This window comes from Beijerinckia indica subsp. indica ATCC 9039 (genome assembly GCF_000019845.1).
GTDB classification, from domain to species: Bacteria; Pseudomonadota; Alphaproteobacteria; order Rhizobiales; family Beijerinckiaceae; genus Beijerinckia; species Beijerinckia indica.
In genome coordinates this window covers 687501-706605 of sequence record NC_010581.1, presented here as the reverse complement: position 1 = coordinate 706605, position 19105 = coordinate 687501, and the positions used below count along the sequence as shown (strand labels likewise).

Here is a 19105-nt window from a genome sequence, read left to right as displayed (position 1 = left end):
TATCTGACACATATCGATCTTGTGCATAGGCATGCCTACCTCCCTTTTAAATGACTCTTTATTATTGCGACAGGCGAAGCTCGATTTCGAGCCTCCCCACACCGATTTTGCGAACATATTTTAGATCGATCTAAATCACAATCCCAAAATTTGCTTTCCGCACCGAAACAAAATGCCCAGATCCAACAATTCCTGCTCGATCGGTGACTGCTTTCTTCTCACTCTTCGAACAAATAGCGCAATCACGCCGGGATATTTTTCCCAAGTTCCGAAGGTAAGCGGAAGCAGCCTTCCGTTCTGTCTGCATCAACTTGCAAGAAGCGGCTTGAGCACCCTAATAACCGCCGAAACAATCTCTTCTACCGAAGCCTCAAGAGAGACATAGAGAGCTATTTCGTCTTCCCCCGGCTCTTCCAAGGCGTCGAATTGACTTCGTAAAAGCGTCGTCGGCATGAAATGGCCAGTGCGCATCGAGAGGCGCGGCATGATCTGCTCTTCCGTACCGGCGAGATAAACGAAACAGACATCTTTTATCCGTCCGGTAAGCCTTTCACGATAATGTTTCTTGAGCGACGAACAGGTCACAACGCCAGGGCGCCCTTGGATACGCCAATCCTCGACCACGCCCGCAATAGCGTCGAGCCAAGGTAGCCGGTCCGCATCTTCAAGTGGGATCCCCGCACTCATACGCGCGATATTCGCTGGTGGATGCAACTGGTCACCTTCGACCATTTCCCAACCGAGCTTCGCGGCAAGGCTTTGGGCGATACTCGATTTGCCGCAACCAGATACACCCATGACCACCATCCCGGATAGAGCACGAGCTTGAGTTAAGGCGCTGGTCGGCCTGACGATGAGACCGTCCTGTTCGGGACCGCGAAAAGCCGATTTGTGAGGCGCATCCTCACCGGATTCATTTAGATTTGTTTGCATATGGACCTTGATCCTTTTACACATTAAATAAAATATAGATCGATCTAATTGGCAATGGTGAATTTTCCGACTCCGCAGAAAATTTTCTTTATTTTATGCCGCATAAACGCCATGTTTCAGAATGGATCCGGTTCCAAAATGCCCTTCTGATCGAAAGAAATCAGCGCAATCCAGCAAAAGACCAATCGACGAAAGAATGGGATGGAAGAGAGAGGACCAAGGAGCGCTATGTCGAACGATAGACAAAAGCGACGCGTCAGTCTCATCGATGTCGCGCAAGCGGCTGGCGTTTCACGAGCCACAGCTTCGCTCGTATTGCGCGAAAGTCCGCTCGTGGCCGCAGAAACGCGCAAGCGCGTTAGAAAAGCCATGACCAAACTCGGTTATATCTATAACCGTGGTGCCGCCAATATGCGGCGTAACCGCAGTGGGAGCATCGGCCTGCTTTTATGTAATATCGGCAGCCCGTTCTATGCCGAACTCATGGCCGGTATCGATCAGGTCATGGATGCGCAAGACATTGTGTCACTGCTCGCCAATAGCGTCGAGTCGCCAGAACGACAATTTCGGCAACTACACCGTCTGCGCGAATATAATGTCGATGGTATCGTGCTTTGTCCGGCTGCCGGCACGTCCGCCGATTTGCTCGACGAGTTAAACCGGCTTAGTCTTCCCTGTGTCCAGACGCTACGCTATCTTTCTCCCAAGAAAGGTGACTATGTGGGGGCCGATTACGAATTCGGTGTCGAGCAAGCGGTAGAGCATCTGGTGCGTAATGGTCGCCGCCGTATCGCCTTCATCGGCGGCAATCAACTCCATTCGGCCGCGCGCGAACGCCTCTCGGGATTTCGTCGGGCCCTCCATCGACATGGATTGTCCCATGATCTGATCCTGCCGACAAACCTGACCAGCGCCGATGGTGCCGAGGCTCTTGATGCGTTGCTCTCTCGTGATAATCCCGCTGATGCGGCGATCTGTTACAATGATATGGTGGCCCTTGGTGTAACCAGTCGACTTCTTTCCAAAGGTCTCCATCCCGGCGCTGAATTTGCTGTCATCGGTACGGACGATCTACCCAATGCCGCAACGGCTTGGCCGGCTCTGACGACAATAGCGACCAATCCTCGTGCTGTAGGCGAAGCCGCAGCGCGTCTTCTTCTGCGCCGAATTGAGCAGCCGGATGGGACTGAGGAACGGATCCTTTTGCCGCCGAAACTCATCATTCGTGATAGCTGTGGTGGCCGTACGAATACATTGGAGCGTCAAGCATCATGACATTTCTGCCGCTGGCATCCGCTCTTCTCGCATCACGCCTGAGCGGTCATCCCGCAATATGCCCCACGGAGCAAGACACGCCTTCCAACGAGGAAGCCGCCTATGATGTGCAACAGCAAGTAACCACAGCCCTTATCAAAAGAGATGGCCCGATTATCGCCTGGAAAGTCGGCTCGGCGACGCCAACGGCCGAGCCTTTCGCGGCCCCCATTCATGCTGCGACCGTGTTTACCACGATGCCAGGGCCATCCCCGTCTTTTTTCCGTTACATCGGAGTGGAAGCTGAGCTCGCCTATCGTTTTGATCGTACGCCGATAGTGACCAGCGATGGTTGCACAAACGAAGCGATCACTGAAGCGTTAGGCGCCATTCATGCTGTTATCGAGATTGTCGATACACGTTTCAGCAAGCCAGGAATTGCGGAACCATTAGTGCATCGCGCGGACCAACAGGGCCATGGCGCACTCATTATAGGGCCCGGCCGGCGCGATTGGCAGGCGGTATCGCCGTTGCAAGAACGCGTGAAACTTATGATCAATGGGCGGACTGCGGCCGATCATGAAGGGGGTAATTCAGCCGGCGATCCCATGCGCCTCCTTGTCTGGCTTGCCGTTCACGCCGCCCAGCGTGGCATGCCTCTGACTGCAGGCACCATAGTCACAACGGGATCCACAACAGGCACGATTTGGGTCGCGGCGAACACAAGAGTAGAGGCAGAATTCGCCAGCATAGGCCGCCTTACCCTCGATCTTTCATGACACTATTTTGCTATCCGCCGACGTCGGGTGCGATCCGGCATTCTGGTTCAATCGGGTAATGGAAGGCCCTGCACGTGGCATTTCGCGTTAAGGCTACCTTTTATTTAGATCGATCTAATTCGATGTCCGCGGGGTTTCATATTTGAGGCTTGGGAAATCTTTCCAAGCTCATCCACAGATCGCTGTCGTGATCCCCTACCCTGGAGAAAAATGCGTGAAACCTGAAATTCTTCTCATCGAGCCAATGCTATTCGAAATCGAAAATAGGCTGGATCACGATTATGTGGTGCACCGTTGGCAAGGGAGAGGCACCACACTCGAAGCGGCATTGCGTATCCGAGGCATAGCCACCGGCGGGGCGACAGGCGTGCCGGCCGAACTCATGTCTAGCCTACCAAACCTGGAAATCATTGCCATTAACGGCATTGGCACTGATGCCGTCGATCTTGTTGAAGCGAAGAATCGTAAAATTGGCGTGACGACAACGCCAGGCCTTTTGACCGAAGATGTCGCTGATATGGCACTCGGTCTGATACTATGTACCTTGCGTGGCCTGCCGGAAGCCGATCGTTTCGTTCGCGATGACCAATGGGGCAAGGTCAGCCTGCCGCTCGCCCATACTGTCACTGGAAAGAGGCTCGGCATTCTCGGTATGGGACGCGTCGGTCGTGCAATCGCCCATCGGGCGGCAGCTTTCGGCATGGACATAGCCTATACGGATGTAGCTCGCTTCGAGGACGTTCCACAACGTTATGTTGCGACCCTTCACGATCTCGCGCATGAAAGCGATGTGCTCGTTGTCGCCGCTTCAGGGGGCCCCGCCTCGCGTCATCTCGTCAACCGCACCATATTGGACGCGCTTGGCCCGCACGGCATTCTCATCAATGTCGCGCGCGGCAGCGTCGTCGATGAACAGGCCTTGATCGCCGCCCTTGAGGAAGGCCGGCTCGGCGGTGCTGGGTTGGACGTCTTTGCGGACGAGCCTCATGTTCCTTCAGCGCTGCGCCTTCTGCAGAATGTCGTTCTGCAGCCCCATCGCGCCAGTGCGACGGTCGAAACGCGCCTGAAGATGGGGACACTGGTTGCCGATAATCTTGCTGCCCACTTTGCTGGCAAACCATTGTTAACGCCCGTCTAGAGTTGTTCTTTCCCGGCCGCTGCATCTGCTTTATTGACATAAAAAACTTCAAAAACACACAAGGGAGAAGGAAATGCGCTTGGAGCGATGCAAGCGGACCATGCCCATAGCACTCATTTTTGTCGCCATGGCTTCCAATGCCATGGCGACTGATCTGATCGTTTCGGCCAATGATGGCAAATTCGTACGGGTTAATGGTATTGGAACATATCCTCGCCCCGCTCCTTCTGATAGCCTGGCTATTATCGATGCCGATCAACACCCACCAGTTATACGGACAATTGTTGAAGGCATTGATCATACGCTTCAAGGCCCCCCTCAAGCAGTCGCCATCACCGCTGCCGATCAAGATACTGTGACGCTGATTAACGTTTCACAACGGCCCTTTCGGGCGATTCAGCATCTTAATGTGCCCGCAACTCCGGAGGCTGTCGCTCTTTCACCCGATGGTCAATGGATTGCCGTGCAGGCGATGAGCGGTTCCAATCTCACTTTCGACAATCCCGCGCGGCAAAAGCGTGGCAAACTCATCCTCTTCGCCATCAGAAACAATGAAGCCGTAAAATCCGATGAAATAGAAGGTGGAGAGGCTGCCCAGGGCCTTGTCTTCAGCAAGGACAGCCAGACGATTTTTGTCCAGTTCAATGTCGAAAGAAAAATAGTCGCTTATAATATCGCCTCTGGCAAGCTTGTGGAATCGAATGCATCACTTGCTTTGAAAGCCGGACCGGCATCATTACGCACCATGCCACGCTAAATCAATAAAATGGATTTTCGCATCAATGACCATGAATGACTTTTCGTTGAAGGATCGACTTGCCCTTGTGACTGGCTCGAGCCAGGGCATTGGTTTTGCTTTGGCACAAGGATTGGCTGCGGCTGGCGCTCGTGTGATCTTGAATGGCCGCGATAAAGTCAGGCTCGAAGCCGCCTTGCAGACCTTCAAGGCCATGGGATTTAAAGGAATTGGCCTGGATTTCGATGTATGCGATCCTGTAGCCGTCACGGATGCTATCGATCAGATCGAAATCAATCATGGCGCCATCGATATTCTCGTCAATAATGCTGGCATTCAATGGCGGCAGCCATTGGAGGAATTTCCGCCGGAAAAATGGACGAGTGTGATCAATACCAATCTTTCGAGTGTATTCTTTGTCAGTCAAGCTGTCGCGCGTCATATGATCCCTCGCCGCAAGGGAGTCATGATCAATATAGGCTCCGTGCAAAGCGAGCTGGGCCGTCCCAACATTGCCCCTTACGCGGCAAGCAAGGGAGGCCTTAAAATGCTGACCAAAGGCATGGCAATCGATTGGGGCAAATATGGAATTAGGGTCAATGGAATAGGGCCAGGCTATTTCAAAACTGAACTCAATAAAGCTCTTACCGAAGACAAAACCTTTTCTGATTGGTTAACCGGCCGCACCCCTCTCAAGCGATGGGGCAATGTCGAGGAACTTGCGGGTGCAGCGGTTTTTCTGGCTTCCGATGCAGCCAGTTTCATCACCGGCCATATCCTTTATGTCGATGGAGGTGTAACCGCTCAATTGTAAGACTTCGGCTGAAATTTCGGAAAGACTTGTAAAACACAAGTTTTTCGCGCGTACGCTACGAAACAAATTGAAGATCATGTGCGATCTGCCGAGAAAACTTCCATGATCCATTTCAATCATCACACGGCTTGAACAATGCCTGAGCAGTTTTGACTTCGTTGCTAATGAAGGCGGAAACCGTTTTAATCCGGGCCAAGCCACGCAAATCGGCATGGGTAACCAGCCAGAACGAGCGCATCAGACTGACTTGACTGGGGAGAACAGGGACGAGTCCTTCACAGCCGCGAGCGATGAAGTCCGGTAACACACAAATCCCCGTTCCTGTAATAGCCGCATTGAGTTGGGCGATCAGATTTGCGCTCTTGAGTTGGGGCGACAAAAAACTGGCGATTTCTCCCAGATAATCGAGTTCCTGGCTATAAATCAAATCATCGATATAGCCGATGAACCGGCAGTCCCGTAGATCTTCAATAGACTTTATAGGGGGCAGTGTCGCCAAATAGGCCGGTGCCGCATAAAGCCGTAGCCGGTAATCAGTGAGTTTACGCGCCACGAGCCGGCCTTCACGTGGGGGAGCGAGACTGATTGCTATATCGGCCTCGCGTTTCGACAGGCTGAACAAACGTGGCATGGCCACGAGTTGAATCTCCAATTGCGGATGTTGATGGCAGAGAGCGGCAATGCGGGATGCCAGAAAATTGCTGCCGAACCCTTCCGGCGCGCCGATTCGCACAGCACCTGTCACGGCCAGATCTTCTCCCCCGATCTGACTCTGCGTGGTCAAGGCGATGCTTTCCATCGTTTCGGCTGAAAGCAGCAACCGGTCTCCTGCATTCGTCAATCGATAGCCAGAGGGATGACGCTCGAACAATTTGACTTTGAGGGCCTCTTCCAATCCGGCGATACGACGGCTGAGTGTCGTATGATCGACCCCAAGTGTGCGTGCAGCGGTCGTCAATCGCCCGGTTCGGGCGACAGCCAGAAAGGAGCGCAAACTATTCCAATCGAAATCGCTCATCTGGAACTCCGGTATGTGGATTGACGCACAATAGGTTTGAGGAAAATCGTATTGCCGTGGAATATCACCAATATAAAGATAATGCATCAAAGCCACCCGAAAGCGGTGGGAGTAGCCAAGCTACCGTTTACCAGAGAGGAAGCCCATCGTGACGCTCGAGCTCAGCCACTTCATTGGCGGCCAGCATATTGCTGGCAAATCAGGTCAGTTCGCCGATGTATTCACGCCGATGACCGGCGAGATTTCCGCGCGTGTTCCCCTTGCTGGCCAGGCCGAGCTCAATGCGGCGGTTGAGAATGCCAAAGCGGCGCAACCGGCCTGGGCAGCGCTGAACCCGCAAAAGCGCGGTCGCGTGATGATGGAGTTTCTCCGGCTGATCCAACGCGATTACACGGCTCTGGCCGAATTGCTCGCTTCCGAGCACGGCAAAACCGTTCTCGATGCACGCGGCGACATCCAGCGTGGTCTTGAAGTGGTCGAATTCACCTGCGGCATCGCGCATTTGCTGAAGGGTGAATACACCGACGGTGCAGGGCCGGGCATCGATATCTATTCGATGCGTCAACCGCTCGGCGTCGTCGCCGGCATTACGCCCTTCAATTTTCCTGCGATGATCCCGATGTGGAAACTCGCGCCCGCGATCGCCTGCGGCAACGCCTTTATTCTCAAACCCTCGGAGCGGACGCCCTCGGTACCTCTACGTCTTGCTGAGTTGATGCTGGAGGCCGGCTTGCCCGCGGGCATCTTGAATGTTGTCCATGGAAATAAGGATGTGGTCGACGCGATTATCGATCACCCCGATATCAAAGCGATCGGCTTTGTCGGCTCGACCACGATCGCCGAATATATTTACTCGAGAGGCTGCTCGGCCGGCAAGCGCGTGCAATGTTTCGGTGGGGCTAAAAATCACATGGTCATCATGCCGGACGCGGATCTCGATCAAGTCACCGATGCTTTGGTTGGTGCCGGTTACGGATCGGCTGGCGAGCGTTGCATGGCGATTTCAGTTGCCGTGCCGATCGGAGAAAAAACCGCGGACGCTTTGTTGGAACGCCTCGTGCCACGGGTCGAGAGTCTGCGGATTGGCCTTTCCAATGACAACGATGCCGATTTCGGCCCTCTCATCAGCCGTGAAGCCGTGAATCGTGTTCGCGATTATGTCGATATCGGCGTCAAGGAAGGGGCGACCTTGCGAGTGGACGGACGCGGGTTCACCATGCAAGGCTATGAAAAGGGCTTTTACATGGGTGGGACGCTGTTCGACCATGTAACACCAAAGATGCGCATCTATCGTGAAGAGATTTTCGGCCCTGTCTTGTCGATTGCGCGCGCGGCAAATTATGAACAAGCGCTGCACATGACCAATGAACATGAATATGGCAATGGTGTCGCCATTTTCACGCGCGATGGCGATGCTGCGCGCGATTTCGTCAGCAAGGTTCAGGTCGGCATGGTCGGCGTGAATGTGCCGATCCCCGTGCCGCTGGCCTATTATACATTCGGCGGCTGGAAGCGGTCCGCCTTCGGTGATCTCAATCAGCATGGTCCCGACGCGATCCGCTTTTACACGAAGACCAAGACCGTCACCTCGCGCTGGCCGTCTGGCATCAAGGATGGAGCAAGCTTCGTCATCCCAACCATGAACTGAAGCGCCGGGGCCGATCATGACGCATTGGCAATTGACCGAGGAACAAGGCGCCATCGAGGACATGGCTCGGAGCTTCGGCGAGGAGCATATCGCGCCTTATGCCCTTGAATGGGATGCAAAAAAGCATTTTCCGCTGGAAGCCTTGCGGCAGGCCGCAAGTCTCGGCATGGCTGGAATTTATGTCGATGAAGAGATTGGCGGCTCGGGACTCAAACGGATCGATGCAACCCTGATCTTCGAGGCCTTGGCCAAGGCCTGTCCCTCTACCGCCGCATTTCTGTCCATCCACAATATGGTGACATGGATGATCGGCCGCTACGGCACCCCCGCTCAGCGTAACGAATGGGCGCCGCGCCTTTGCCGGATGGATTGGGTCGGCAGCTATTGTTTGACTGAGCCTTCCGCCGGATCGGATGCCGCCGCCCTGCGCACGCGCGCAATACGCGAAGGTGATCATTTCATCGTTAATGGAGCCAAGCAATTCATCTCCGGTGGGGGAGCTAGCGATGTTTATGTTGTCATGGTCCGCACCGGCACTGAGGGACCGAAAGGGATTTCCGCGCTGGTGATCTTCAAGGATATGGAAGGTGTGTCCTTCGGCGCCAATGAACGCAAAATGGGCTGGAATACGCAGCCGACCTGCACGGTCAATTTTGACAATGTCATGGTGCCAGTCAGCCATCTTCTCGGTGAGGAAGGTGATGGCTTCAAAATAGCCATGGCTGGTCTTGATGGCGGCCGGCTGAACATTGCCGCCTGCTCGATCGGCGGCGCACAATCAGCGCTCGACAAGTCAGTGCAATATATGAGGGAACGGTCAGCCTTTGGTGCGACGCTCGATCGTTTCCAGGCCCTGCAATTCCGTATTGCCGATATGGCGACCGAGCTGGCCGCCGCGCGCATATTCCTGCACCACGCCGCGCGCGCACTCGATGCCAAACTGCCCGATGCCACAGTGACTTGTGCCATGGCCAAACGGTTTGCCACTGATATCGGCTTCGCGGTGGCCAATGAAGCGCTGCAACTGCATGGCGGCTATGGCTACTTATCGGAATATGGCATCGAGAAAATCGTACGGGATCTCCGCGTCCACCAGATTCTCGAAGGCACCAACGAGATTATGCGCGTCATCATAGCGCGCGCTGTGCTTGGACGCTGAATCTTTCTGAGATGAGGATGATCAATGAACTCCGTGCCCTTCATCGACGTGCTTTTCTTCCAGCGTGGCCACGCCGGTGTGATCACGCTCAATCGTCCGCAATCACTCAATGCTCTGACCGGTCCCATGGTTTTGGCGATTTCGGATCAACTCAAGATCTGGGCTGACGATCCTGCTGTGCGGGTCATCATCCTCACCGGTGCTGGCGAGCGCGGTCTTTGCGCGGGAGGCGATATACGCGCGCTGTGCAACAGCGGCAAGGCAGGAGACGGTCAGGCTGAATCATTCTGGCGCAATGAATATGCTCTGAATGACGCAATCGCCCACTATCCGAAGCCCTATGTCGCCCTCATGGATGGTCTCGTGATGGGCGGCGGCATCGGTCTTTCCGCTCATGCACGGCACCGCATCGTGACCGAACGCAGCAAACTTGCAATGCCCGAAGTCGGGATCGGTTTCCTTCCTGATGTCGGGGGGACGTGGCTTTTGTCGCATGCACCAGGAGAAACCGGCACTTTCCTTGGCCTGACGGGGACGACTTTCGCTGGTGCTGATGCGCTCTACGCCGGCTTTGCCGATGTTCTCATTCCATCCGAGCATCTCGAGGCGCTTATCGAGAAGCTGGCTGCCGTGAACGAGGGGGAAGATGTTGCGGCTATATTGAAGGGAGCCGCGATCCAGAGCGAACCAAGCTTTCTCGCCCTTCAGCGCGCCGATATCGATCGGGTTTTCCAGGGTGATTCCGCTGAGGCCATGATCGCTGCCGCCAATGCGCTTGGGACCGATTGGAGCAAGACGATCGCCAAGACGCTTTTGGAACGCTCGCCGACCAGCGTGAAAGTGACTTTGGCCGCCCTCCGCCGAGCCCGTAAACTTCCATCGCTCAAGGCTTGTTTGGAGATGGAACTGCGCGCGGGCCTCCACATTTTGCGCGGTCATGATTTTTACGAGGGCGTGCGGGCTCAGATTATCGACAAGGACCGCAATCCCAAATGGCAGCCAGCGACCTTGGCGGAAATAGACGCGGCAACAGTAAACGCTCATTTCGATCCGGTTTGACGGATACAAATCCAAAAATTCAAGGGAAATCACATAGGAAAATCACATGGCGCATATCGGCTTTATCGGGCTTGGCCATATGGGTGGTCCCATGGCCGCCAATCTCATCCGCGCGGGGCATTCTGTGGCGGGATATGATTTATCGGAAAGCTTGCTGCAGGCCGCCGCCAAACTTGGAATCCGCGCCTGCAGCAGCGCCGCAGACACAACGAAAGGAGCCGAGTTCATCATCACCATGCTTCCGACTGGCAAGCATTTGCTGAATGTCTACCGCGAAGCCGGCATTCTCGAAGCCGCCGCGCCTGGCACTTTGATGATCGACTCCTCGACTATCGACATCGAATCCGCCCGCAACGCTCATGCCCTTGCGAAGGAAGCAGGACTAGCCTCCCTCGACGCGCCTGTGTCGGGTGGCGTGGGAGGCGCGACCGCTGGGACCTTGACCTTCATGACCGGCGGCGCAATCGAGACCTTCGAGCGCGCGCAGCCGATCCTCGAAGCCATGGGCAAAAGGATCATCCGCTGCGGCGACGCTGGGGCCGGTCAGGCGGCCAAATTATGCAACAATATGATCCTCGGCATTTCGATGATCGGCGTATGCGAGGCCTTTGTTCTGGCTGAGAAGCTCGGCCTCGATCCTCAAGCCCTTTATGACGTGGCATCGACATCGTCCGGCCAATGCTGGTCCTTGACAAGCTATTGTCCCGTGCCCGGCCCCGTGCCGGCAAGCCCCGCCAACCATGAATACAAACCCGGCTTCGGTGTCAATCTGATGCTGAAGGATCTCACGCTCGCACAAAGCGCCGCTCAGCAATCTGGCGCTTCGACACCATTGGGCGCGCAAGCGCAGCAACTCTACCACCTTTTCGCCGCGGCCGGCCATGGCGGCGATGACTTTTCCGGCATCATTCATCTTTTACGCGGCCTGACCTGAAAGGTCTTTCGACCGAGCCTCAATCCAGGAAAACATGCTCATGGACCGCATACAAGACTTTAACCATATCATCGCCGAGCGTCAGGGTGCTATCGCCCTCATCACTTTCAACCGGCCAAAGGTGCTGAACGCCCTGTGTACTGCCTTGATCGCCGAACTGGAAACGGCGCTTGCATTGATCGAAGCCGACGATAGCCTGAGTGTCATCGTCGTGACTGGCAACGAGAAAGCCTTTGCCGCGGGCGCCGATATCACGGAGATGGCCAACAGCCTCTTTACCGATGTCTTCGCCGCCGATATCGGTGGTCCGCGCTGGCAGCGCCTCGCCAATTTCCGTAAGCCAGCCATTGCCGCGGTCGCGGGTTACGCTTTGGGGGGCGGCTGCGAGATCGCCCTCATGTGCGATATCATTCTGGCCGCCGATAATGCCAAATTTGGTCAACCGGAAATTACCATTGGGACAATTCCAGGTTGGGGCGGCTCCCAACGTCTGACCCGGGCCATTGGCAAATACAAAGCGATGGATTTGATTTTAACCGGCCGCCAGATCAATGCGGAAGAAGCGGAACGGGCGGGCATGGTCAGCCGTATCGTGCCGCTGGCAGACCTCGTCCCCGAGGCGCTGAAACTCGCCGAAAAAATCGCGAGTCTTTCCGCACCCATCGCCATGTTGGCGCGAGAAGCCGTTGATTCCGCGCTCGAAACGACTCTTTCCGAAGGGTTGAAGGCCGAACGCCGCCTGTTCCATGCGAGCTTTGCGACGCAGGACCAGAAGGAAGGTATGGCTGCATTCCTCGAAAAGCGGCCTCCGGCTTTCCAGAATAAATAAGACCACCAGAATAATTAATACCCAAGGTCGCAAACACCGATCTTTGGTTCTCTCAATTTTCGACTGTCTCAAGGAAGCGCCATTCAAGAGCCACCCGACGCTCATCTATTATGGCCGTCGGCAGTGGCCGCAAGCACAAACAAACCAGAAATAAAATGGCATGAAAGCCGACCGGGGGGAGCTTATCATGAATGCGAATGATCTGGATAACAATCCCATCAATATGATCTATCGTGCCTCCCTCGATGATCCAGAGGGATTTTGGAGCGCCGCGGCGGCCGCGCTCGAATGGCAAAAACCCTATGACCGCGCACTCGATAGCCGCAATCCGCCATTTTACCGTTGGTTTCCAGGGGGACAGCTGAATATTTGTTACAACGCGCTCGATCGGCATGTCGCTGCGGGGCATGGCGATCGCACCGCCCTGATCCATGACAGTCCCGTCACCGGCACGGTCCGCAATTTTACCTATGCCGAGCTGACCGAAGCCGTGGCCCATTTTGCTGGCGCTCTGGCGCATTTGGGCGTGGCCCATGGTGATCGTGTGGTCATCTATATGCCCATGGTGCCAGAAGCCGTCATCACTATGCTTGCCTGTGCGAGGATTGGCGCGGTTCATTCGGTTGTATTTGGCGGTTTCGCGGCCAATGAACTCGCCAAACGCATCGATGACGCCAAACCCAAAGTGATCGTTTCCGCCTCATGCGGCATCGATGGTAGCAAGTTGATACCCTACAAGACCCTGCTTGACGCGGCGATCGAAATCTCCTCCGCGCCGCCCACACATTGTATCATCCTTCAGCGTCCGATGCTGGCGGCCCCTCTCACACCCCACCGTGATGTCGATTGGCACGATGTGCTTGCGAAAAGCATAGCCGTTCCTTGCGCGTCAACGCTTGCAACCGACCCCCTGTATATTCTCTACAGTTCGGGAACCACCGGCGCGCCGAAGGGCGTTGTGCGCGATCATGGCGGTTATGCCGTCGCCCTGCACTGGAGCATGTCGAATATTTACGCGATCGCGCCTGGCGAGGTCTTTTGGGCCGCCTCCGATATCGGCTGGGCGGTGGGTCATTCCTACACGGTCTATGGGCCACTCTTGCAAGGCTGCACCACCCTACTCTACGAGGGCAAGCCGGTCGGCACACCGAATGCCGGAGCATTTTGGCGGGTTATCCGACAACATGCAGTGAACGTTTTGTTTACGGCGCCAACCACTTTCCGCGCGATCCGCCAGCAAGATCCGGATGCGACCTTTCTCAAGGAGGCGCCACTGGGTGATTTCCGAACATTATTCCTGGCTGGTGAGCGTTGCGATCCTTCGACACTCGCCTGGGCGCAAGCCCAGTTGAATGTGCCAGTGATCGATCATTGGTGGCAGACCGAGACAGGCTGGCCGATTGCCGCCAATTGCCTTGGCATAAGCCAGATGCCCGTGAAGCCAGGCTCTGTCGGTCGCGCAGTGCCCGGTTGGCAGATCGACGTTCTGGATTTCGACCAAAACCCGGTACCGCCCGGCACGATCGGCAATCTCGTGATCAAACTTCCACTACCGCCCGGCTCCCTGACAACCTTATGGAACGCGGATCAACGGTTCGTTGAATCCTATATGGTGGATTTTCCCGGCTATTATCAGACCGGAGATGCCGGATTCATTGATGAAGACGGCTATATTTACGTGATGGCACGGACAGATGACGTCATCAATGTCGCAGCACACCGCCTCTCCACCGGAGCCATGGAAGAAGTCGTGGCTGAACATCCGGCCGTCGCTGAATGTGCGGTCATCGGTGTCGCCGATGAGTTGCGAGGCCAAATTCCCGTCGGTCTCATCGTACTCAAAGCCAATTACACTGACGATTGCACACTCATTGAAGGAGAAATCATCGAACTCGTACGCAACCGGATCGGCGCCGTGGCGAGTTTCAAACATGTACTAGTCGTTGCCGGTTTGCCAAAAACCCGCTCAGGCAAGATTTTGCGGAGATCATTGCGCGCCATTGCCGAAGGTCAGGAGATTGCGATTCCCGCGACCATCGACGATCCCGCCGTTCTCGATGAAATCGCTCTGGCCATGCGTATCGCCGGATTGTCTCCCAGCGCGAGAAGCGTCGTTTGATAAAAACGACCCGAAAGAAGGTGAGCGGAGAGCCTATAAGACGACGATATCGTCACCATTCTCCGTAAAGAATAGAAGCTTTAGGATTGCTCACTTTCCAGGTTCTTGATCGCTTCCTTGACGGACAGGCTTTTCCGTGTTTGTTCATCAAGGACACTGATCTCGCCTGTGCCAATGTCATAAAACCAGCCTTGCAGGAATAAAGTCCCGCGCGCCAGTGCCGCGGCCACAGATGGATGTGTTTTCAGTTGCGCGATCTGGAGAAGCACATTTTGCTCCGCCAAGTTGCGGACTTTTTCCGGGCCGACATCCTCGTCGCGGATATCCCCCAAGGCGGCGCGTGCCGCTGCAGCATTCCGAAGCCAAGTCCGTACGGTAGGCATCTGGTCCAGATGGCCTTTCTCGGGCAGAAGCAAGGCTTTCATGGCGCCGCAATCGGAATGGCCACAGATGATGATAGCCGAGACGTTAAGCCCCACCACAGCATATTCGATAACGGATGAAACACCCCCAAGCATTTCCCCATAAGGCGGCACCAGATTGCCAATGTTGCGAAGAATAAATAGCTCGCCGGGTTCCGTTTGCGTGATGAGACTGGGAGTAATTTGGCTGTCAGCGCAGGTGATGAACACCACGTGGGGAGACTGACTCTTCGACAGATGAGCGAAGAGCTCTTCCTTGGCTGGGAAAACTTCCGTATTGAAACGCTTGACACCATTAAGAAGCGCGAGCAGACTGGTTTTGGCATCAGAACATGAATGCATCAGGCCTCTCCGAATATGACGGGACAATGCGGCAAAAGCACCTGCTTCCTCAAAGGCGCGCGATCGCTCAACTCAACGTACTGAAATAACGTACGATAAAGGAAGCTTCATAGATGAAGGCAAAGGTCACGAATGCGATGTGGAATCGCCGGTTAGGCGTGTACATCGCGATGCCGCATAGAATCAGATAGAATGGCTCACGAAACCAATATTCCCAAGAGAACATGGTATAATGCGCCCGTCCCTTGCTCAAAGTATCGAGAAGATCAAAAAGCATCATCACAGCGAAGAGTCCGAAGAACCACTTTCGCCTGGAGATGAAAAAATCCTCGTACCCCGTATAGTCGCTGATTGAATCCGGAAACAGAAACGCGCTGAGATAGAACAAAATGATCGCGTATACAATCAGAAACAAGTAGATTTGGAATGTCCAGGACGGCAGTTCAACCAGCCAATATTCCCACCACCAGAAATGAATCTGCAAGAGAAGCAAGTTGAGCACCCAGCCGAGATGGACCGGATAGATCTGTATCTTTCCCGGATGTTGGGTGATCCGGACCAACCCATTCAGAAGCCGCGCTATACTTAATCCGACAACCATGCCGATAATGATCCGGGCGTGCTGGAAAATATCAGGGGATGTGAGCGGGACGTGGGGCGAATAATTATCGATTTCAGCCACATGGAGCAGCACCGTGCTCGGAATGGAGCCCAGCGATGGGAGTAGAGAAGGCATCATCTGTAACACACTCAGAAACTGAACTTAGCTTTTTGATATTCTAATTACTACCGCAGATTGCTATGGCCAATCTCTTTGATCAGAGACAATTAAATCGATTTTCAATTACGGCTAGCCTCTCAGTTATACTCGTTGGTTAGAGACAGCATGTAACCGCGTCACGCAGCAGGCCGCAGTAAAGACCGATATAGCCCTGTTATGAGTTTCTTGGCAGCACCTGATCGTCAGTAAAGCAACGCGCCCCTCCACTAGGAGTCGGTGCATAACGGATGACATGACCATCTTTGATATAGAAAATATTATTGCAAGCCATCTGCTGACTTGTACAAAAAGCCAGCCCAACGCAGCTTGTATTGACTCGACTATTCACATAGTTTCGAATTTCTGTTCCATCCTCTGCATAGGATTTTTCCAACTTCATTGTCAGGAAGAGCGGGTGCCGATCGAGAACATCAACCGGCTGACCAGCCCAAGCATCTACGTCACTTTGTCTTACCGTCGCGCAAGCTGCTAAGGATATGATGCCAAAGCCAATAAGCAAGGTTCTCATTCTCATAGAGACTTTCATCCTATAGAAACATAATAATGGGCGCGGCCGCACTCATGAATTACGCCTTCATGAGTGGCTGGTTTTGTCCGCTTAACTTAGTCGTTGATGGCAGTGACCCTGATCTTCTTGTTCTTACCAACACTGGAGAACCATATTTTGCCATCGCCGATAGCGGCGCCCTGCCAATTGACAAAGAGTGTCGCATAGGTCTGCTTTGCAACCACATCCTTGATGGTCTGGGTGATGACCTCGTCGTAGTCAGTGACGAAATGCTGCTTATCTTTGATCTTTACCGCTTTTCCACCGATTTTGATTTGAAGCGGATAATCGATTAATTCCGCAATACTCTCCTTGTCACTAGCTGCAATCGCCTTTTGCAGTCTCGTGAGGAAGTCCGCATAGGGTTTGTGTTCACCAAATAATTGGTCGAGCGTTTGATTCATCTCGATTGCTGTTTGTGCCAGCACAGGAGTCTTCGAGATCAAGACGCTTGCGAGCGCGGCAACGATCCTTTTTTTCATGAGATTTCCACTCATTTGCATCAGGCTCTCAAGGCTAATGGCACCTCGATCATGTCTCTTGAAACGAACCCGCCTTTGTCTGACGTTCTATGCACTTGGACGTGGCAAATCATGGCGACAGCAAGCACTCGTTTTATAAAAATTCCACCATACACTTGCACAAGTGGTTTGGCACTTTTAAGTGCTACAGACGCCTATCCGTCAGATAGACTGCTATTATATATAGTATTTATCATATACATAAATAACTACTTCATGATTACATCTATAAAAACTAAAATTTTATTATACAACCATCAACAGAGTGTCAGTTAATATCATCACACCCCACTTTATAGTGAAATAAGCGCGCCGATACTCTACAAAGGATTGGTGAAAAACAAGACATAAGCCGGAAGAAAATATATCAAAATTTGACTGTCATATCAGAAAACGATTATTAAAATTGAGTATGCAGCCCAATATTGCCCGAGCATAGGGCATGAGGCCTGCATGTATGAGCAAAACTGAACGCCGCGACTGTCGGCTTTCAGCTTCGAGAGACCGCCTTGTATAAAAACCATGATCACTATCACCATTCATTGATCCCAAAGAGAAGTTTCCATGAGCGAGGCTCTTGATTTCGTTCCGGATGATTGGGGTCCGAAGGTCCAGACTGAAGGGGCCGCCGTGACTTTGACCAGAAGAGGTCCTGACAGGATTCAATTCCAGGCCCCGGCTCATCTGGCAGTCATTCTGCTGACCCGGCAGCCAGTTCGCGAGACCTCCCTCGCCACGGACAGACGCACACGCTTCGCAGCCCCGATTGGCTCATTGGAGATTATCCCGGCGGAAGCGGATTTCTTTGGACAATGGTCGACACCGAAGGAAAATATCCTGTTCGGGATCGAGCCACAGAAGCTCACACAGATCGCCCAAACCGAGTTTGGAAAAGACAGTTTTGAACTTCGCCCGCCCTCGATGGCTATGATCGACAGCAAAGCATTACAAATCGCGCAGCTGTTGCGAGTGGAGTTTCAGAGGGGACCACATGTCAGCCAGCTCTATATCGACTCGCTCCTGACCATCATGTCCATTCATCTGCTCAGGCACTATTCCAACCTAAGTGATGAGACAAGCGCCGGAGAGAAAATTGCAGTACGTGGGAGGTTAGCGCGACAGAGTTGGCGCGAGGTGCAAAGCTGCATGCACGAGAATCTGACTGAGAACCTGACCATTGCCAAATTAGCGAAACTCGCCGGACTTTCAAATAGTCATTTCTTGCGCGTGTTTCGTGAGACGACCGGCAAGTCACCCCATCAATATCTGCTCGAGCTCCGCGTTCAGAGGGCCGAGCAGCTTATCCTTGCCACGGACCAGCCTCTCAAAGTGATCGCTCAGCAAAGCGGTTTTTCCAGCCAAAGCCATATGACTGCTGCTATGCGACAATTGCGTCTGACGACACCTGGCGAAATTCGAGGGATGCGCTCTTTCGCGCGATCAAAGTCGTCTGTCGCAGCAACTGAAGATGATGGAGTATAACCGACTTATATCGTTGAATGTATATTGCTTTCCTGAATAAATAAAATGCTGCATCTCCAGCCTACCCTGAAAGGGTCAGATGGGGGTCCGAAATAGCGAGCGGCGCCTTGGCTATCGACGTCTGCACGTTCTGTTGCGGCGCGAAGGCTATGTCGTCAACCACAAACGGCTTTTCCGTCTCTACCGCGAGGAGAAACTCGCCGTACAGCGGCGCGGCGGACACAAGCGGGCGATCGGGACGCGCGCGCCGATGCTGGTTCCGCTGGCGCCGAACGAGCGATGGAACCTGGACTTTGTCTCCGACCAACTCACCGACGGGCGGCGCTTTCGCATCCTGACCGTCGTTGACGATTGCACGCGCGAAAATATCGCCCTGATCGCCGACACCTCGCTGCCGGGGTTGCGGGTGGCGCTCGAACTGGATCGACTGGTCGCCGCGCGCGGCAAGCCGAAAATGATCGTCAGCGACAATGGGACGGAGTTCACCAGCAACGCCATCCTGCACTGGGCCGATGAAACCCGCGTCGGCTGGCATTATATCGTGCCAGGCAAGCCGATCCAGAACGCCTTCATCAAGAGCTTCAATGGCC

18 protein-coding genes and 1 pseudogene (1 of these 19 running past the window's edge) are annotated in these 19105 nt (G+C 54.1%); 13 read left to right on the top strand and 6 right to left on the bottom strand.

Features of this window, described 5'->3' with window-relative positions:
- Positions 1 to 306 precede the first annotated feature (306 nt).
- On the bottom strand, positions 307 to 933 hold the full coding sequence (locus tag BIND_RS03220; RefSeq protein WP_244395949.1) for a gluconokinase: 627 nt from the start codon (positions 931 to 933) through the stop codon (positions 307 to 309).
- A 228-nt stretch (positions 934 to 1161) separates the two neighbouring features.
- Between BIND_RS03220 and BIND_RS03215 the strand changes: the two genes are divergently transcribed.
- The 5 genes from BIND_RS03215 (at position 1162) to BIND_RS03195 (ending at position 5654) form a co-directional block, all read left to right on the top strand.
- The gene (locus BIND_RS03215; RefSeq protein ID WP_012383632.1) at positions 1162 to 2208 is read left to right on the top strand and encodes a LacI family DNA-binding transcriptional regulator; all 1047 of its coding nucleotides are present in this window, start codon (positions 1162 to 1164) and stop codon (positions 2206 to 2208) included.
- Positions 2205 to 2966, top strand: coding sequence for a 2-keto-4-pentenoate hydratase (locus BIND_RS03210; protein ID WP_012383631.1), 762 nt, complete (start codon positions 2205 to 2207; stop codon positions 2964 to 2966). The genes BIND_RS03215 and BIND_RS03210 overlap by 4 nt, the downstream gene beginning before the upstream one ends.
- A 214-nt stretch (positions 2967 to 3180) precedes the next feature.
- Positions 3181 to 4104: a 2-hydroxyacid dehydrogenase gene (locus BIND_RS03205; RefSeq protein ID WP_012383630.1), complete on the top strand. Its 924-nt coding sequence runs from the start codon at positions 3181 to 3183 to the stop codon at positions 4102 to 4104.
- A gap of 142 nt (positions 4105 to 4246) precedes the next feature.
- A complete protein-coding gene (locus BIND_RS03200; protein ID WP_202944765.1) occupies positions 4247 to 4861 on the top strand; it encodes a YncE family protein in 615 nt (204 codons plus the stop codon).
- 25 nt (positions 4862 to 4886) lie between these two features.
- Positions 4887 to 5654 carry an SDR family oxidoreductase gene (locus BIND_RS03195; protein ID WP_012383628.1) on the top strand — a complete coding sequence of 256 codons (768 nt, stop codon included), beginning with the start codon at positions 4887 to 4889 and terminating at the stop codon, positions 5652 to 5654.
- A gap of 112 nt (positions 5655 to 5766) precedes the next feature.
- On the opposite strand, the gene BIND_RS03190 is transcribed toward BIND_RS03195, so the two are convergent.
- A complete protein-coding gene (locus tag BIND_RS03190) occupies positions 5767 to 6672 on the bottom strand; it encodes a LysR family transcriptional regulator (RefSeq protein WP_012383627.1) in 906 nt (301 codons plus the stop codon).
- 148 nt (positions 6673 to 6820) lie between these two features.
- Between BIND_RS03190 and BIND_RS03185 the strand changes: the two genes are divergently transcribed.
- The 6 genes from BIND_RS03185 (at position 6821) to BIND_RS03160 (ending at position 14420) form a co-directional block, all read left to right on the top strand.
- Positions 6821 to 8320, top strand: a complete 1500-nt coding sequence (locus tag BIND_RS03185; protein WP_012383626.1) for a CoA-acylating methylmalonate-semialdehyde dehydrogenase — start codon at positions 6821 to 6823, stop codon at positions 8318 to 8320.
- Between the two features lie 16 nt (positions 8321 to 8336).
- Positions 8337 to 9479: an acyl-CoA dehydrogenase family protein gene (locus BIND_RS03180; RefSeq protein ID WP_012383625.1), complete on the top strand. Its 1143-nt coding sequence runs from the start codon at positions 8337 to 8339 to the stop codon at positions 9477 to 9479.
- Positions 9480 to 9503: 24 nt separating this feature from the next.
- Positions 9504 to 10538, top strand: coding sequence for an enoyl-CoA hydratase/isomerase family protein (locus tag BIND_RS03175; protein ID WP_012383624.1), 1035 nt, complete (start codon positions 9504 to 9506; stop codon positions 10536 to 10538).
- Between the two features lie 46 nt (positions 10539 to 10584).
- Positions 10585 to 11472 carry a 3-hydroxyisobutyrate dehydrogenase gene (mmsB, locus tag BIND_RS03170; RefSeq protein ID WP_012383623.1) on the top strand — a complete coding sequence of 296 codons (888 nt, stop codon included), beginning with the start codon at positions 10585 to 10587 and terminating at the stop codon, positions 11470 to 11472.
- A 40-nt stretch (positions 11473 to 11512) separates the two neighbouring features.
- Entirely contained in the window at positions 11513 to 12301 is a 789-nt protein-coding gene (locus tag BIND_RS03165) for an enoyl-CoA hydratase-related protein (protein WP_012383622.1), read from the top strand.
- A 187-nt stretch (positions 12302 to 12488) separates the two neighbouring features.
- The gene (locus BIND_RS03160) at positions 12489 to 14420 is read left to right on the top strand and encodes a propionyl-CoA synthetase (protein ID WP_012383621.1); all 1932 of its coding nucleotides are present in this window, start codon (positions 12489 to 12491) and stop codon (positions 14418 to 14420) included.
- An 80-nt stretch (positions 14421 to 14500) separates the two neighbouring features.
- On the opposite strand, the gene BIND_RS03155 is transcribed toward BIND_RS03160, so the two are convergent.
- The 4 genes from BIND_RS03155 to BIND_RS03145 all read right to left on the bottom strand — a co-directional run bounded on the left by BIND_RS03155 (position 14501) and on the right by BIND_RS03145 (position 16994).
- Positions 14501 to 15184 carry a carbonic anhydrase gene (locus BIND_RS03155; RefSeq protein ID WP_012383620.1) on the bottom strand — a complete coding sequence of 228 codons (684 nt, stop codon included), beginning with the start codon at positions 15182 to 15184 and terminating at the stop codon, positions 14501 to 14503.
- Between the two features lie 67 nt (positions 15185 to 15251).
- Positions 15252 to 15923, bottom strand: a complete 672-nt coding sequence (locus tag BIND_RS03150; RefSeq protein ID WP_012383619.1) for a hypothetical protein — start codon at positions 15921 to 15923, stop codon at positions 15252 to 15254.
- 196 nt (positions 15924 to 16119) lie between these two features.
- Positions 16120 to 16479 (bottom strand): hypothetical protein, encoded by a 360-nt coding sequence (locus BIND_RS21165; protein WP_012383618.1) that lies wholly within the window; start codon positions 16477 to 16479, stop codon positions 16120 to 16122.
- Between the two features lie 89 nt (positions 16480 to 16568).
- Positions 16569 to 16994 carry a hypothetical protein gene (locus tag BIND_RS03145; protein WP_041778378.1) on the bottom strand — a complete coding sequence of 142 codons (426 nt, stop codon included), beginning with the start codon at positions 16992 to 16994 and terminating at the stop codon, positions 16569 to 16571.
- 603 nt (positions 16995 to 17597) lie between these two features.
- Here BIND_RS03145 and BIND_RS03140 point away from each other — a divergent pair.
- Both BIND_RS03140 and BIND_RS03135 read left to right on the top strand, forming a co-directional pair.
- A complete protein-coding gene (locus tag BIND_RS03140) occupies positions 17598 to 18515 on the top strand; it encodes a helix-turn-helix domain-containing protein (RefSeq protein WP_012383616.1) in 918 nt (305 codons plus the stop codon).
- A gap of 100 nt (positions 18516 to 18615) precedes the next feature.
- Positions 18616 to 19105, top strand: a pseudogene (locus tag BIND_RS03135) (IS3 family transposase); its annotated part runs 165 nt beyond the window's last position; the annotation flags it as partial.

What these genes read in the sequence shown, in the direction of transcription:
- BIND_RS03220 (WP_244395949.1), bottom strand. Translation starts at nt 933, where the DNA reads ATGCAAACAAATCTAAATGAATCCGGTGAGGATGCGCCTCACAAATCG.
- BIND_RS03215 (WP_012383632.1), top strand. Translation starts at nt 1,162, where the DNA reads ATGTCGAACGATAGACAAAAGCGACGCGTCAGTCTCATCGATGTCGCG.
- BIND_RS03210 (WP_012383631.1), top strand. Translation starts at nt 2,205, where the DNA reads ATGACATTTCTGCCGCTGGCATCCGCTCTTCTCGCATCACGCCTGAGC.
- BIND_RS03200 (WP_202944765.1), top strand. Translation starts at nt 4,247, where the DNA reads ATGGCGACTGATCTGATCGTTTCGGCCAATGATGGCAAATTCGTACGG.
- BIND_RS03195 (WP_012383628.1), top strand. Translation starts at nt 4,887, where the DNA reads ATGACCATGAATGACTTTTCGTTGAAGGATCGACTTGCCCTTGTGACT.
- BIND_RS03190 (WP_012383627.1), bottom strand. Translation starts at nt 6,672, where the DNA reads ATGAGCGATTTCGATTGGAATAGTTTGCGCTCCTTTCTGGCTGTCGCC.
- BIND_RS03180 (WP_012383625.1), top strand. Translation starts at nt 8,337, where the DNA reads ATGACGCATTGGCAATTGACCGAGGAACAAGGCGCCATCGAGGACATG.
- BIND_RS03175 (WP_012383624.1), top strand. Translation starts at nt 9,504, where the DNA reads ATGAACTCCGTGCCCTTCATCGACGTGCTTTTCTTCCAGCGTGGCCAC.
- mmsB (WP_012383623.1), top strand. Translation starts at nt 10,585, where the DNA reads ATGGCGCATATCGGCTTTATCGGGCTTGGCCATATGGGTGGTCCCATG.
- BIND_RS03165 (WP_012383622.1), top strand. Translation starts at nt 11,513, where the DNA reads ATGGACCGCATACAAGACTTTAACCATATCATCGCCGAGCGTCAGGGT.
- BIND_RS03160 (WP_012383621.1), top strand. Translation starts at nt 12,489, where the DNA reads ATGAATGCGAATGATCTGGATAACAATCCCATCAATATGATCTATCGT.
- BIND_RS03155 (WP_012383620.1), bottom strand. Translation starts at nt 15,184, where the DNA reads ATGCATTCATGTTCTGATGCCAAAACCAGTCTGCTCGCGCTTCTTAAT.
- BIND_RS03150 (WP_012383619.1), bottom strand. Translation starts at nt 15,923, where the DNA reads ATGATGCCTTCTCTACTCCCATCGCTGGGCTCCATTCCGAGCACGGTG.
- BIND_RS21165 (WP_012383618.1), bottom strand. Translation starts at nt 16,479, where the DNA reads ATGAGAATGAGAACCTTGCTTATTGGCTTTGGCATCATATCCTTAGCA.
- BIND_RS03145 (WP_041778378.1), bottom strand. Translation starts at nt 16,994, where the DNA reads ATGAAAAAAAGGATCGTTGCCGCGCTCGCAAGCGTCTTGATCTCGAAG.
- BIND_RS03140 (WP_012383616.1), top strand. Translation starts at nt 17,598, where the DNA reads ATGAGCGAGGCTCTTGATTTCGTTCCGGATGATTGGGGTCCGAAGGTC.